The sequence below is a fragment of the Dactylosporangium sp. NPDC005555 genome (assembly GCF_040605635.1).
In the GTDB taxonomy this organism is placed as follows: domain Bacteria; phylum Actinomycetota; class Actinomycetes; order Mycobacteriales; family Micromonosporaceae; genus Dactylosporangium.
In genome coordinates this window covers 42,094-55,224 of record NZ_JBEXDG010000031.1, presented here as the reverse complement: position 1 = coordinate 55,224, position 13,131 = coordinate 42,094, and the positions used below count along the sequence as shown (strand labels likewise).

Annotated in this window: 14 protein-coding genes; 7 read left to right on the top strand and 7 right to left on the bottom strand. The window is 74.5% G+C overall.

What is annotated here, in order from left to right:
• Nucleotides 1–141: 141 nt before the first annotated feature.
• Entirely contained in the window at nt 142–1,944 is a 1,803-nt protein-coding gene (locus ABZS58_RS30290; RefSeq protein ID WP_354786630.1) for a histidine kinase, read from the bottom strand.
• 186 nt (nt 1,945–2,130) lie between these two features.
• Between ABZS58_RS30290 and ABZS58_RS30285 the strand changes: the two genes are divergently transcribed.
• The 5 genes from ABZS58_RS30285 (at nt 2,131) to ABZS58_RS30265 (ending at nt 5,617) form a co-directional block, all read left to right on the top strand.
• Complete coding sequence (locus ABZS58_RS30285; protein ID WP_354786629.1) at nt 2,131–2,619, top strand: DUF1707 domain-containing protein; 489 nt, start codon at nt 2,131–2,133, stop codon at nt 2,617–2,619.
• A 68-nt stretch (nt 2,620–2,687) separates the two neighbouring features.
• Nucleotides 2,688–3,314, top strand: a complete 627-nt coding sequence (locus ABZS58_RS30280; protein ID WP_354786628.1) for an SDR family NAD(P)-dependent oxidoreductase — start codon at nt 2,688–2,690, stop codon at nt 3,312–3,314.
• Nucleotides 3,315–3,357: 43 nt separating this feature from the next.
• A complete protein-coding gene (locus ABZS58_RS30275; RefSeq protein WP_354786627.1) occupies nt 3,358–4,167 on the top strand; it encodes a metal-dependent hydrolase in 810 nt (269 codons plus the stop codon).
• The gene (locus ABZS58_RS30270; protein ID WP_354786626.1) at nt 4,164–5,033 is read left to right on the top strand and encodes an amidohydrolase family protein; all 870 of its coding nucleotides are present in this window, start codon (nt 4,164–4,166) and stop codon (nt 5,031–5,033) included. Before ABZS58_RS30275 ends, ABZS58_RS30270 begins: the two co-directional genes overlap by 4 nt.
• Nucleotides 5,030–5,617 (top strand): hypothetical protein, encoded by a 588-nt coding sequence (locus ABZS58_RS30265; protein WP_354786625.1) that lies wholly within the window; start codon nt 5,030–5,032, stop codon nt 5,615–5,617. Before ABZS58_RS30270 ends, ABZS58_RS30265 begins: the two co-directional genes overlap by 4 nt.
• 99 nt (nt 5,618–5,716) lie before the next feature.
• Here the strand turns inward: ABZS58_RS30265 and ABZS58_RS30260 are convergent, their stop codons facing one another.
• Nucleotides 5,717–6,484, bottom strand: coding sequence for an SRPBCC family protein (locus ABZS58_RS30260; RefSeq protein WP_354786624.1), 768 nt, complete (start codon nt 6,482–6,484; stop codon nt 5,717–5,719).
• Nucleotides 6,485–6,839: 355 nt separating this feature from the next.
• Entirely contained in the window at nt 6,840–8,111 is a 1,272-nt protein-coding gene (locus tag ABZS58_RS30255) for a hypothetical protein (RefSeq protein WP_354786623.1), read from the bottom strand.
• 111 nt (nt 8,112–8,222) lie between these two features.
• Here ABZS58_RS30255 and ABZS58_RS30250 point away from each other — a divergent pair, with 111 nt between their 5' ends.
• Complete coding sequence (locus tag ABZS58_RS30250) at nt 8,223–8,468, top strand: LysR family transcriptional regulator (RefSeq protein WP_354786622.1); 246 nt, start codon at nt 8,223–8,225, stop codon at nt 8,466–8,468.
• Here ABZS58_RS30250 and ABZS58_RS30245 read toward each other — a convergent pair.
• Genes ABZS58_RS30245 through ABZS58_RS30235 form a run of 3 tightly spaced genes read right to left on the bottom strand, consistent with a single transcriptional unit; the run spans nt 8,465 to nt 10,793 of the window.
• Nucleotides 8,465–9,583 carry an XdhC/CoxI family protein gene (locus ABZS58_RS30245; protein WP_354786621.1) on the bottom strand — a complete coding sequence of 373 codons (1,119 nt, stop codon included), beginning with the start codon at nt 9,581–9,583 and terminating at the stop codon, nt 8,465–8,467. The two genes, ABZS58_RS30250 and ABZS58_RS30245, sit on opposite strands and share 4 nt — an antisense overlap.
• Nucleotides 9,576–10,088 (bottom strand): VWA domain-containing protein, encoded by a 513-nt coding sequence (locus tag ABZS58_RS30240; RefSeq protein ID WP_354786620.1) that lies wholly within the window; start codon nt 10,086–10,088, stop codon nt 9,576–9,578. The genes ABZS58_RS30245 and ABZS58_RS30240 overlap by 8 nt, the downstream gene beginning before the upstream one ends.
• A gap of 33 nt (nt 10,089–10,121) precedes the next feature.
• The gene (locus ABZS58_RS30235) at nt 10,122–10,793 is read right to left on the bottom strand and encodes an NTP transferase domain-containing protein (RefSeq protein WP_354786619.1); all 672 of its coding nucleotides are present in this window, start codon (nt 10,791–10,793) and stop codon (nt 10,122–10,124) included.
• Between ABZS58_RS30235 and ABZS58_RS30230 the strand changes: the two genes are divergently transcribed.
• Nucleotides 10,792–11,295: an NUDIX domain-containing protein gene (locus ABZS58_RS30230; protein WP_354786618.1), complete on the top strand. Its 504-nt coding sequence runs from the start codon at nt 10,792–10,794 to the stop codon at nt 11,293–11,295. The genes ABZS58_RS30235 and ABZS58_RS30230 overlap by 2 nt on opposite strands.
• 169 nt (nt 11,296–11,464) lie before the next feature.
• Here ABZS58_RS30230 and ABZS58_RS30225 read toward each other — a convergent pair whose 3' ends face one another.
• On the bottom strand, nt 11,465–13,120 hold the full coding sequence (locus ABZS58_RS30225) for a bifunctional 3'-5' exonuclease/DNA polymerase (RefSeq protein WP_354786694.1): 1,656 nt from the start codon (nt 13,118–13,120) through the stop codon (nt 11,465–11,467).
• Nucleotides 13,121–13,131 lie beyond the last annotated feature (11 nt).

Genomic DNA, 13,131 nt, shown 5'->3' with positions numbered 1-13,131 from the left:
CCCGCCCGCCCGGCACACTCCACCATCCGGCAGCGTCACCGCGGCCATGGGCACTTCCGCTGCTCGTGATGACGCTGCCGCTCGCGACTGTCCCGGCGATCCCGCAGCCCACGACGACCCCGCGACCCGGGGCGGCTCTGATCATTCCTCTGCCTCGGAGCGGTCCCGGTGCAGCCTGCGATCCCGGCGCTCCCCCGGCGGGTGACGGTCCCGGCCGTCCCTGGGCGTGGGGCGGCCGTGCGGCTCGGGGCGGTCGTGTCCGTCCTGACGAACGGGGATCCTGGCGCGGACCTCGAAACCGCCGCCCGGGCGCGGTCCTGCCTCGACCACGCCGCCGAATGCCGCCGCCCGGTGCCGCATCCCGGCGATCCCGTTGCCACCCGCGTTGCCGCCGCTGGTCGTCGGTGCCGCGCCACCTTTCGGAGCGGCGGCGGCCGTCGATGCGTCGGCCGTCTGCTCGGAGCCGATCGTCGAGCCGCCGGTCGTCGGCGCGGCTCCGGACGTCGGGTCGGCCTTCGGCGCGGCTCCGGACGTCGGGTCGGCCTTCGGCACGGCTCCGGGCATCGGCGCGGGGCCGCCTTTCCGCCCCGGCCCAGCTCCGGACATCGGCGCGGTGCCGGCCGCATGCATGGCACCGGGCATCGGCGCGGAGCCGCCGTCCCGCCCGGGCCCAGTCGCCGGCGCGGTAGCGGTCGTCTGCGGGGCGCCGGATGTCGCCGTGGTGCCAGCTTTCGGTCCCTCAGTGGAGATTCCCGGGCCCGGGGCGAGCGGCCGGGTGTCGTCCAGGTCTGTGGCGGCCCCGCCGTCCACCCCGGGTGCCGGGGTGGGGCCGTGGCCGTCGTCGGCGATGAGGAGGGTGAGCTCGCCGGGGGCGTGGCCGACCACGATCGTCGCGGCGGCGCCCGGGCCTGCGTGGCGGCGGACGTTGGTGAGGGCCTCCTGCACGATGCGGAACGCGGCGCGGTCCACCTGGGGCGGCAGCGGCGCCGGGGTGCCGGCGGTGTCGACGGTGACGGGCAGGCCGACGGCGCGGGCCTCCTCGACGAGGCGGTCCAGGTCACGCAGGCCCGGGGTGGGGGTCCGCGGGGCCGCCTCGCCGGGGTTGAGGCCGGCGAGGACGGAGCGGGTCTCGCGCAGGGCCTCGGCGCTGGCGTGCTTGATGGCGGTGAGCGCCACCCTGGCCTGCTCGGGCTGCTCGTCCATGAGGTGCAGCCCGACGCCCGCCTGGACGTTGATGAGGGACAGGTGGTGGCCGATGACGTCGTGCAGCTCACGGGCGATCAGCAGGCGCTCGTCGCTGGCCTGGCGGCGCTCCTGCTCGACGCGCGCCTTCTCCTCCTCGGCGCGGGCCACCTGCTGCTGTGCGGACCAGTCGCGGGCCATCTGCGAATACCGCATGCCACGGACCCGGGCGGCCTCGCCGAACCCCGCGATGACGAGGCACCAGACACCGATGAGGACGACGCGTGAGGCGGATTCCTCGCCTCGGACCAACACCGCGAAAACGGTGAACGCGGCGGCGACGGCCGCCCAGGTCAGCCAGCGATAGCCCGAGGCGAGGGCGGTGAACATGGCCACGATCGCGGCGACGAACCCCGGGCCGTCGGGATAGCCGAGGCTGAAGTAGGCCGCGGTCGGCACCAGCGCCCCGATCAGCGACACCAGCGGCCAGCGCTCGCGGACGAGCAGGGCGAGCGGGCCGGCGACCAGCAGCAGATAGCCGGTGCGGTCGAGGACCTCGGTGCCCATCGATCCATAGGCGGCGGCGCGGGTGCCGAGGACCTGCACCAGCGCCATCATCACGACGATCCCGACCGGGTGCGGGCCGCTCCACCGCCGGCGTTCGTGCCGCTGCATGGACCGCATGCGGTGCGCGAGGCGCGCGGCATGCCGGGCGTCGCGCGCCTCGCGCAGCTCCCGGGCCCAGGGCGGTCGTCGTCTCACAGACGCCAAGGTAGTGCAGGGCCGGGACCTGCGGCGTCGCCTTCAAGTGCCACGGGGGTGTACTCCCTGGGTCGTACACGCGGCGCCGGTGTGCGACCTGGGCAGTACACCACGACACGACACAGGTGCGACGCGCTCGCCGCCGCCGGTCGGCAGGCTGTAAGTCAACAAGGAAGGGGGGCCGAGATGGCCGGCGATCGGGTGCGAGCCTCCGACAAGGAGCGCGAGCAGTACGCCAGCATGATCCGGGCCGGGATGACCGAGGGACGGCTGACGCTGGAGGAGGGTGAGGAGCGGCTCACGCAGGTCTATGCGGCGAAGTTCCGCGACGAGCTGCCGCCGCTGACCGCCGACCTGCCGGAAGGGGGACGGCGCGGGCTGTTCGAGCTGCCGGAGACGCAGGCGGAGTTCCTCCGGCAGGGCAGGCGGCACCTGGCCCGGCACGGCGCGTTCGTGGCCGTGGTCGCGGTGGCGCTGACCGGGTTGTGGGCGCTGTCCGGCGCGCACTTCTTCTGGCCCGCGATCCCGCTGTTCTTCCTGGTGCTGAGCGTCTTCAAGCACGCCCGGTGGCGGCGCTGGGCGGCGGCGTCGGGGGGCGCGCCGTGGGGGCGGTGGCACCGGGGACACCACCACGGGCCGTGGGCGGCGGCCTCGGACCGCCAGGGCTGGAGCTGAGCACACCGCAGCAGCGGGGCGCCGCCGGACAGCGCGACGCCCCGCCGAGGACGAGAGGCTGGACTGGCATGTACCGAACCGAGCTCAAAGGCCGGGTCGCGGTGGTCCTCGGCGGCGCCGGCGGGGTCGGTGCCGCGGTGTGCCGGCTGCTGGCCGCGCGCGGCGCCCGGATCGCGGTCATCGGCGACGACGAGACCGAGCTGCAGGACCTGGTCGACGAGCTGCGGTGGGTGGGTGCCGACGCGGTCGGCATCCTGTCGACCGGGACCGACACCGCATCGGTGCACGCGGGGGTCATCGATGAGGTCGGCACGCCCGATCTGCTGTTCGTCGTCGCGGGGACCGGCGGTGCCGACTTCCGCGTGAGTGTCGACAGTGGACTGACGGGCACCTACGAGGCGTTGCGGGCGTTCGTGCCCAGCATGGCCGAGGCCCGGACCGGTTCGGTGGTGACCGTCGCGCCGTTCGGCACGGACGCGGCGACGAGCGCCGTCGGCGGCGGGGTGACCGCCCTGACGCAGCATGTCGCACGAGAGGTGGCGGCGTCGGGTGTACGAGCGAATGTCGTGTCCTGGACACCGCACGCCGAGCGGGTCGATGATGTGGCCTTCGCCGCCGTCTACCTGGCCTCGGACGCGCCGGCGACGATGACGGCGACGACCTTCGACGTGGCGGGCACGTATTCGCGGCTGTAGCTCCTATGTACGAGTATCAGGTCCACATGGGATAGTCCTGATCATGATGGGCTCTTCGCATGCGCTTTCCGGGGCGGCCGTGTGGCTGGCCGGCTCGCTGGCGTTGGACCAGCTCGCCGACTTCCACCAGACGCCGTTGCAGCTCGCGGTCGGCACGGCGATCTGCGCCGGCGGCGCGCTCCTGCCGGACCTGGATCTGTCCGGCCGGGTCACCACCCGGCAGGGCGGCGCGACGGTGGCCCACACGTTCGGGGTGCTGACGCTGTTCCTCGCCGAGGTGGTCGAGAAGTTCTCGCTCGGCGTCTACCGGCTCACCCGGCTCAAGCACGACCCGCGCCGCCGCAACGGGCACCGCACGCTGACGCACACCATCATCTTCAACGTCGGCGTCGGGTACGGCACCCTGGCGCTGTGCGAGGCGTTCGGCAAGTGGGCCGTGATGGGCGTGCTGTTCTTCGCGTTCGCGATGGCGCTGCGCGGCCTGTTCGAGCGCTGGGCGGAGCGGGCCGGCTGGCTCGTCGTGACCCTCGCCGCCGCCGCGGCCGCCTTCCTCGTGTGGGAGCGCCTGCCAGGTGACCGCGGCTACCCCCTGCTCGGCATGGCGGTCGGCGTCGGCGGTCTCATCCACCTCGCCGGCGACATGATCACCCGGCACGGCTCACCGATCTTCTGGCCGATCCCGACCGGCCGGCGGCTGTGGCGCAACATCGGCCTGCCGCACTCGATGGCCCTGACCGCCGGCGACAAGACCGAGACGGTCGTGCTGCGCATCGTCTTCACCACGGTCGCCATCTTCGCCGGATCCATGCTGATCGCGCCGGTCCTCCTCGACAGGTTCAACATATCCGTGTGAAGGATGACGACGAGGTCCCCGCGTTCTGGCGGGCGCTGGGCCTGCCCGGCCTGTTCGACGTGCACACGCATTTCCTGCCCGACCGCATGATGCGCAAGGTGTGGGCGCACTTCGACGCCGGAGGGCCGCTCGTCGGGAGGCCGTGGCCCATCCGGTACCGCGGCTCCGACGCCGAACGCGCCGGGCACCTGCGCGGCATGGGCGTGCGGCACTTCACCGCCCTGGCGTACGCGCACCGGCCGGCGATGGCCGCCGACCTCAACGCCTGGACCCTCGATTTCGCGGCCCGGACGCCCGGCTGCGTGCCGAGCGCGACGTTCTACCCCGAGCCGGGGGTGCCCGGGATCGTCGGCGCGGCACTCGCCGGCGGCGCCCGGATCTTCAAGGTGCACCTGCAGGTCGGTGGTTATGACCCGAACGACCCGCTGCTGGAGCCCGTCTGGGGCCGCCTCGCGGAGGAGCGCGTGCCGGTGGTCGTGCACGCGGGTTCCGGTCCCGTCGCCAACGGGTACACCGGCCCGGGCCCGTTCGGCGAGGTGCTACGCCGCCACCCGTCGCTCGTCGCGGTCATCGCGCACTTCGGCGCGCCCGAGTACGAGGGTTTCCTGGACCTCGCGGACCGGTACGCGGGCGTCGTGCTCGACACGACGATGGTCTTCACAACCTTCTTCCCGGGTTTCCCCCCGGAGCTCCTCCCCAGGGTGGAGGAGCTCGGCCACGCCGGCCGGGTGCTGCTCGGCAGCGACTTCCCGAACATCCCTCACCCGTACGCTCATCAGCTCGACGCGTTGCAGCGCCTCGGGTTCGGCGACGACTGGCTGCGCGCGGTCTGCTGGGGCAACGCGGCGGGCATGATGGAGCGGTGACGAACTCCTTCCACGGCCTGGCGGAGCTGGTGCTCGCCGGCCCTCAGTACCGGCGCAGCGGCACCATCCGGCTCAGGGTCACCCCGGCCGGTTTCGCCACCGTCGCCGCACCCGACGTCCAGGCCGAGGCCGACGCGCTCGTCGTCGACGGGCGGCGCATCCCGTACGCGGGGCAGACGTACGCCGAGCTGGCGGCCGCCGCCGGTCTGGACGCCGGCGTGGCCGAGGGGGTCTACAAGGACCACTCCGGCGCTCAGCCCGGCGACCGGTTCGTGCCGACGGGCGCCGCCACGATCCTCGGCGCCCTCGCGGCCGGGGACGCGGCGCTGCGCAGCTTCGCCCCGGACGCGACGCCGGTGCTGTGGCCGGAGCACTTCGACGTCGGCATCTCACTCGACGAGGTGAACTACGGGGTGTCCACGGGCGACACGGCGATCGCGGAGCCGTACGCGTACGTCGGGCCGTGGACGCCGCGCGAGGGTGATTTCTGGAACGTGCCGTTCGGTGCGGCCCGGCCCTTGAGCGCCCTCGGCGACGCGGCCGCGGTGGCCGCGTTCTTCGCCGAAGGCCGCGCCGCCGCCTGATCCGGGCCGCCGCCTGGACCGAGCCGCCGCCTGGACCGGGCCGCCGCCTGGACCGGGCCGGCACCGCCTGGACCGTCCGGCTGGTCAGCGGCCGGGATGTCAGCGGCGCTTGATCCACCAGATGATGCCGAACACGACGGCGAAGCTGGCGGCGGCGGTGACGACATACGGGACGGCTCGGCGCACGACCGAGCCGACCCCGGTCACCGCGAGCAGGTCGATCGGCTCCACCCCTTCGCCGGGGTCGATGGAGACGGAGGCCTCGGACAGTGCCGTGGGCGCCGGCCGCGCGCTCACCTGCGACGTCTCCCCAGCGGCGGCGCCGGCGACGGCCGGCTCCCGCGCCGCTTCCGGGGGTTGCGGCGCCGCGCCGGCGGCGAGCTTGCCGGCCAGGCAGTCGGCGAACTGGCCGATCAGCTTGGCGCTCACGTCGCCGATGAGGCCGCGGCCGAACTGGGCGGCCTTGCCGGTGACGTCGAGGTCGGTGGCGACCTCGACGCGGGTGGCGTCGCCCTCGTCGTGCAGGGTCGCGGTCACCTTCGCCGCGGCGGTGCCACCGCCCCGGCTGTCGGCGCCGTTCGCGGTGATCACGACCCGGTGGGCGGCCTCGTCGCGCTCGACGAAGCGGCCCTTGCCCTTGAAGGTCAGGCTCACCGGGCCGAGCTTGACCTTGACGGTCCCGGCGAAGTCGTCACCCTCGAACGAGGCCAGCGCGGCGCCCGGCATGCACGGTGCGATCCGCTCGATGTCCAGCAGCACCGCCCAAGCCTGCGAGACCGGGACGGGCACGGTGAAACTGTGTTCCAGCAGCACGGTCGTCAGACTCCCAGCGCTCGGCGGCGTGGCCCGCACGGTGACCCGGGCCACGTTCCGACCATAGACCCGTCCCACCGGACCGCGCAGCGCGGTCTCCCGAAACCCCGTCACGACCGTCGGGGACGACGGTGTCGCGGAGCACCGGGTCCGACCGGCGGCGCCGGCCCTTGCAAGGCAGTTGCGGCACCCGGCCAAGCCGGCGTGCGCGAGCGTCCCGCGGTGCCGCACATGACGCTCGCAGCGGCTTCCGCGAGCAGCGGCGCGTGCCGCCGCACCAGGGGCGGCACGCGCCGCAACCGAGCGCCGCAACCGCTTCCTCCACTGTGGATGGTTCCAGGTGGTCGAACGCGACGGATCACGACGCACAGGCGGTGACCGACGCAACCCTCCGTGGGTGTCGGCTTCGTCAGCTCCGCCAGATGCGCGCGATGCCGTCGCGGACCGTGGCGGTCCCGTGCTCGAACTCCTGCTGGTAGGCCGACGGATCGTCGTCGTCCGGGGACGGCCGCTGGTCGGCGACCGGCCAGCCGACCGCGTCCGGGCCGCCGTCGCCGACGATCCGCTCCCAGACGACCCTCGAGACGGTGCGGGCGTCGTGCTCCTCGCTCCACAGCACCGCCCCGCCCTGGAAGACCTGCGCCACCCGCGACGAACGACCGGCTCCGCCCTCGAGGTCCTGCGAGGAAAGGCCCCGCGCGGCGGCGACCGGGAAGCCGAGCCGGCCGTCGAAGCCGCCGGCGTCGCAGTACGCGTCCCAGATCGGGCCGCTGACCGGGATCGCCGCCCCGGCGCCGTCAGGTGCGACGCCCATCGCGCCACCCCCGGGCAGCCCCGAGCCCCAGCCGGTCTCCCGGTCGCCTTCGAAGACCTGATACCAGTTGCCCCGCAGCGGCCCGCCGGGGAGCGCGGTGACCGTCCGCAGCGCCCCGGTCAGCGGAAACCCGAGCCCGCCGCCGAACCCGCCGAGCCGCTCGTGCAGCCGCAGCAGACGCCCCGCGACCAGCAGCGCCGGCCGTCCGGGCACGGCGACGACCAGGCCGCGCTCGAACCGCTGCGCCACGCCGGTGGTGCCCCACGGCGAAGGTCCCACCGCCTCGGCCTCGCTCAAGGTGCCGCCGAGGATGTCGTACGGGTCGCGGTACAACCCCAGATGCCGGACGACCGGCGACGGCATCGCGAACGTCCCGCGCGCCGACGTGCGCACGGTGACCGGTCCGGTGTCCGGCGCCCCCTCGAACTCCTGCGCCGTGCCGGAGGCGTCGCCCGCGGGGAACCCGAGCCGTCCACCGGTGCCACCCGCGTCACGGTGGTACCGCAGCAGCGCACCTGTCACGGCGTGCGCGCCGAAGCGGTCGCTCCACAGCGTCACCCCGCCCGGACGGGCCGTCCCGAATCCTTCGGTGCCGAACGGCGACGTCGCCGCACGGTCGATCCGCGCCGGGGTCCCGCCCGCCAGGAGCTCGTCCCTGGCCCGCGGAAACCCCGCGATCCACGGCGCCGTGCGGCTCAGCGCCCCGCAGATGCGGCGCCGGCTGCGCCCGGACACGCGACCGAGCACGTCAAGGGTCAGCGCGGTGCGGCCGCCGTCCAGCGACATCCGCAGGATCGGCACGACCCGCCGCACCGGCATCCGCGACAGCACCGATGGATCCGCACCGGCGCGGGAATCGTCGGCCACCAGGACGAGTATCCCGGACGGCGGCGGCGAAGTGTCGTGTTCCTGACTCCTGCCCGATTGTCGATCATCGCCGGCATAGGTGAGGATCGACGGATCGACCCCCACGGTGCAATGCGGCATGAGCTGGAGGCGTTCCTCACCCTTGCGGAGGAACTGCACTTCGGGCGCACCGGCGCGCGCCTGCACGTGTCGACGGCGCGGATCAGTCAGGCGATCCGGTCCCTGGAGCTGCGCGTCGGCGTGCGGCTGTTCGAGCGGACCAGCCGCCGGGTGGCGCTCCTGCCCGTCGGCCAGCAGCTCCTCGACGACCTCCGCCGCAGCCGCGACCAGCCGGACTGCCAGCCGCCGGACCGCTAGGACACGTCGTGGTGGATGCGGCCGTCGATCGTCGTGAGGCGGGCGCCGCCCCCGCCCCACCGCCCGGCGATGATCTCGGCGGCGATGCTGACCGCGGTCTCCTCCGGCGTCCGGGCGCCGAGGTCCAGCCCGATCGGCGAGGACAGCCGGGCGAGCTCCCGCTCGGTCATCCCCGCCTCGCGGAGCCGGGCGAGCCGGTCGTCGTGCGTACGCCGGGATCCCATCGCACCGATGTAGGCCAGGTCCTCGCGGAGCGCGACCTGCAGGACCGGCACGTCGAACTTCGGGTCGTGGGTCAGGACGCACACCACCGTGCGGGGGTCGACGCGGCCGGCGTCGAGCTCGGCCCGCAGGTAACGGTGCGGCCAGTCGACGACGACCTCGTCGGCGCCGGGGAAGCGCTTCGACGTGGCGAACACGGGCCGGGCGTCGCAGACGGTGACGTGGTAGCCGAGGAAGTCGCCGATGCGGGCCACCGACGCGGCGAAGTCGATCGCCCCGAAGACGATCATCCTTGCGGGTGGGGCGTAGGAGGCGACGAACAGGGTGAGGCCCTCGCCGCGCCGCTCCCCGTCGAGACCGTAGTGCAGGGTGTCCGTCCGTCCCGCCGCGAGCAGCCCCCTGGCGTCGTCGGCGGCGGCCGCGTCGAGCCGTTCGGAGCCCAACGACCCGGACGCGGACGCGGGCCAGATCACCATCCGCCGGCCGATGCGGTCCTCTGGGCCCTCGACCACGGACACCACCGCGACGGGCTCCCGCGCGGTGATCGCGGCGGCGACCGCGGCGAGCTCCGGGAACGTGTCCCGCGACACCGGCTCGACCAGCAGCTCGATGATCCCGCCGCAGGTCAGGCCCACCGCGAAGGCGTCGTCGTCGCTCACGCCGTACCGCTGGACGACGGCGGAACCGGAGCCGGCGACCTCAGTGGAGAGCTCGTAGACCGCACCTTCCACGCAGCCGCCGGAGACGCTGCCGACCGCGGTGCCGTCCGGGCCGACGAGCATCGTGGCGCCCGCGGGGCGCGGCGAGCTGCGCCAGGTCCGCACGACGGTGGCCATGCCGACGGTTCGGCCGGACTCCCACCAGCCGAGCAGATCGCTGAGAACCTCACGCACGGCGGACCTCCTCAAGAACGGCGTATAGCGCCGCCACCGTATGCCCCGCCACGAGCGCGCCGACATGCGGGAGCACGGCGGCGAGGCCACCGGCGGCCGGGGTGAGGCCCGGACGCCCCGCACGCGGGCCGACCCGGACGATGCGGGCGGCGAGGCGGTGCAGGTGGGCGACGGTGCCGCCGAGCCGGGCGGGGCCGCCGGACTCCCATCCGTCGCCGAAGACGACGGCGGCCCGGTGACCATCGCGGCGGGCGGGCACGGCGACACCGCCGGCCGGACGGGTCCCGCCGCGCCGGTCGGGGATGAGCCGCCCGGCCTCGCGCGGCGCCGCCCCGGCGGCACGGATCCGCAGCGCCGGGGTGAGCCGGGTGCCGAGCGTGGAGGTCTCCGTCCACCGTGGACGGTGCCGGGCGAGGCAGCCCGCCATCGCGAGGGCCTCGTCGGCGAGGTGGCCCGCGTCTGCCAGGCCGGTCACCGGCGCGGCCGGAGACTCGAAGTCCGGCACCGCTCCACTATGCGCGTGGACCCGCCCCGGCGGCTACTGATCCGGCTCCGCCGGGACGTCGAGGTCGGTGTCGTCGGCGATGTCCTCGCACGGCACGGTGAGGACCATGTCCGCGTGGGCCACCAGATAGGCCCGCGCGCCGACGTCGGCGGTCGCGAGGTTGGTCACCCCGGCCCAATGATCGCGGCCGAGGATCACCGGGTGTCCGCGTTTGCCGTGGTACGTCGCCGTGACAAGCGACTTCGACCCGCCATCGGTCGCGGCGAGCAGGCGGGCCACGGCGTCGGGACCGATGCCGGGCGTGTCGACCAGCAGCACCGCGACCGCGGCCGCGTCGGCCTCCGTCTCGGCCTCGGCCACCGTCGCCAGGCCGACCCGCAGCGACGAACCCATGCCGCTCTTCCAGACCGGGTTGTCCACCAGCCGGGCGTCGCCGAGCTGGGCCTCGTCGCGGACCCGCGCGGACTCCGCGCCGAGGACCACCACGATCCGCGTGCAGCCGCCGTCGCGCAGGGTCGCCACGGCCCGCTCGACCAGCAACCGGCCGTCGTCGTGGCGCACGAGAGCCTTGGGCCCGCCATATCGACGGCCGCCACCTGCGGCGAGAACCAGTCCGACGATCGTGCTCAGCGGGAACTCCTCCGGTGCTCCTCTAAGTACCAGCGCGAGGCCCAGCGTAATACCGGCGGTAGGCTCCTTGCTCATGGCCCTGCACGATCACTGCTCGTATTGCGGCGTCGCCTATGCGTCGAACGCCCTCTGGCCTCGCGTCTGTGTCTCCTGCGGCGAGACGACCTGGCGGAATCCGCTGCCGGTCGCGGTCGCGCTCCTGCCGGTGGAGACCGACGACGGCCGGGGCCTGATCCTCGTGCGCCGCGACATCGAGCCGATGCGCGGCGAGCTGGCGCTGCCCGGCGGCTTCATCGAGCTCGGCGAGACCTGGCAGGAGGGCATGGTCCGGGAGCTGCTCGAGGAGACCACGCTGCCGGCCGACCCCGCCGACGTCCGCCTCTTCGACGTCAGGAGCACCGCCAACGGCAACCTGATCGTCTTCGGCGTCCTCCCCCCGCGGCCCCTGGCCGAGATCCCCTCGTCGGTGGCGACGGAGGAGTCCCTGGGCTTCGAGATCGGCGTCGGCCCGCAGCCCCTGTGCTTCCCCACCCACACCGAGGTCATGGCCAGCTACCTCGCCTCCGCCGACTGGTGACCCCGGCGCCGCACCGTGCCGGGGCGGCGCACCACGGCGGGAGCGGCCGGACGATCCGCCTCGATCCACGAGGACCCGGACAGGGTCACGCGGCAACAACTGACCGGAGCCGCGAACGCGGGCATCGACCGACGCCTGCGCGAAGAGGCCCGGGAGCCGCGCCGCGCGGTCACTTCGCGTCGGAATAGCGGGGCACCACGGCGACGTCCAGGGGGAACCTGACCGGCGTGTCGCCGAAGAGCAGGCGCCGCGCCTCGTCGCCGGCGGTGTGCACGGCGGCCACCACCGTGTCGGCCTCCGCGGCCGGGCAGTGGACCACGAACTCGTCGTGCTGGAAGAAGACGAGCTCGGCGTCGAGACCGGTGAGGTGCGAGCGGAGCCGGGCGAGCAGGACCAGGGCCCACTCGGCGGCGGTGCCCTGGATGACGAAGTTGCGGGTGAACCGGCCGCGGGCCCGGCCCCTGGCACCGCCGCGGGCGTCGACCTCCATGCCCGGCTCGTCGAAGCCCTCCCGCCAGCTGACCGACGACGGCGGGCAGGTGCGGCCGAGCCAGGTGCGCACGAGCCCGCCGGCCTCACCGGTGCGGGCGGCCTCCTCGACGAGGTCCCAGGCGGTCGGATAGAAGCGGCGCAGGGCGGCGAGGGCGGGTGCGGCCATGCCACCGGTCTGCCCGTACATGGCGCCCAGGAGCGCGATCTTCGCCTTCGCCCGGTCGCCGTCGAACGCGTCGGCGGCGAGGGCGGCGTAGAGGTCGCCGGCGGCGCCGGCCCTGGCGAGGCGGTGGTCGGCGGAGACGGCGGCGAGGATGCGGGGCTCGAGCTGGCCGGCGTCGGCGACGACGAAGGTCCAGCCGGGGTCGGCGACGACGGCCTTGCGCACGACCTTGGGGATCTGCAGGGCGCCGCCGCCGCGGGTGGCCCAGCGGCCGGAGACGACGCCGCCGGGGATGTATTCGGCGCGGAAGCGGCCGCCGCTGACCCACTGGTCGAGCCAGGACCAGCCGTGCGCGACCCAGAGGCGATACAGCTCCTTGTATTCCAGAAGGATCGGCACGGCGGGGTGCTCGACGCCCTGCAGCTCCCAGCGGCGGGTGCTGCGCAGCGTGATGCCCTGCCGGGCGAAGGCGCGCAGGACCTCGGCGGGCGAGTCGGGGTGGATGCGCGCGCCGAAGGCGTCGTTCAGCCGGGCGTTGAGCTCGACGAGCCGGGCGGGCGGCGCGCCCTCGATCGGTGACGGCGCCCCGAGCAGCTCGCGCAGCAGCGCGTCGTGGACGTCTGCGCGCCAGGGCAGGCCCGCGGCACTCATCTCCACGGCGACGAGGGCGGCGGCGGACTCGGCGGCCACCAGGGTGCGCATCGCGCCGCCGCCGGGTGCCACCGACGGCGCGGCCGTGACACGGGCGCGCTGGGCGGCGAAGACGGCAAGGACCGTGTCGAGCGGCAACGAAGAGTCCGCGACAACGTCGAACAACGAGTCCTGAGCACCACCCGGCGGCAGCGCGGCGCGCGGTGGCGGGTCGAGTGGCACCGGCGCGCCGGTGAGGCGGGCGTGCGCGGCGGCGAGGGAGCGGGGCTGCCCCCACTGGCCTTCGGCACCGAGCAGGAGGGCCTCGGCGAGCTCCAGGTCGTGGCAGCGCTCGACGCGGACACCGGCGGCGAGCAGGCGTGGATAGAGCTCCGCGGTCGACGGCCACAGCCAGCGGGGGCGGTCGCGGGCCTCGATCGTGGCGACCGCGGTGGCGAGGTCGTCGACCCGGCGCTCGGGACCGGCGGGAACGCCGTCGTCGGCCAGCGGTCGCAGCAGACCACCGGCACCTGAGGGCATCACCGCGAGAA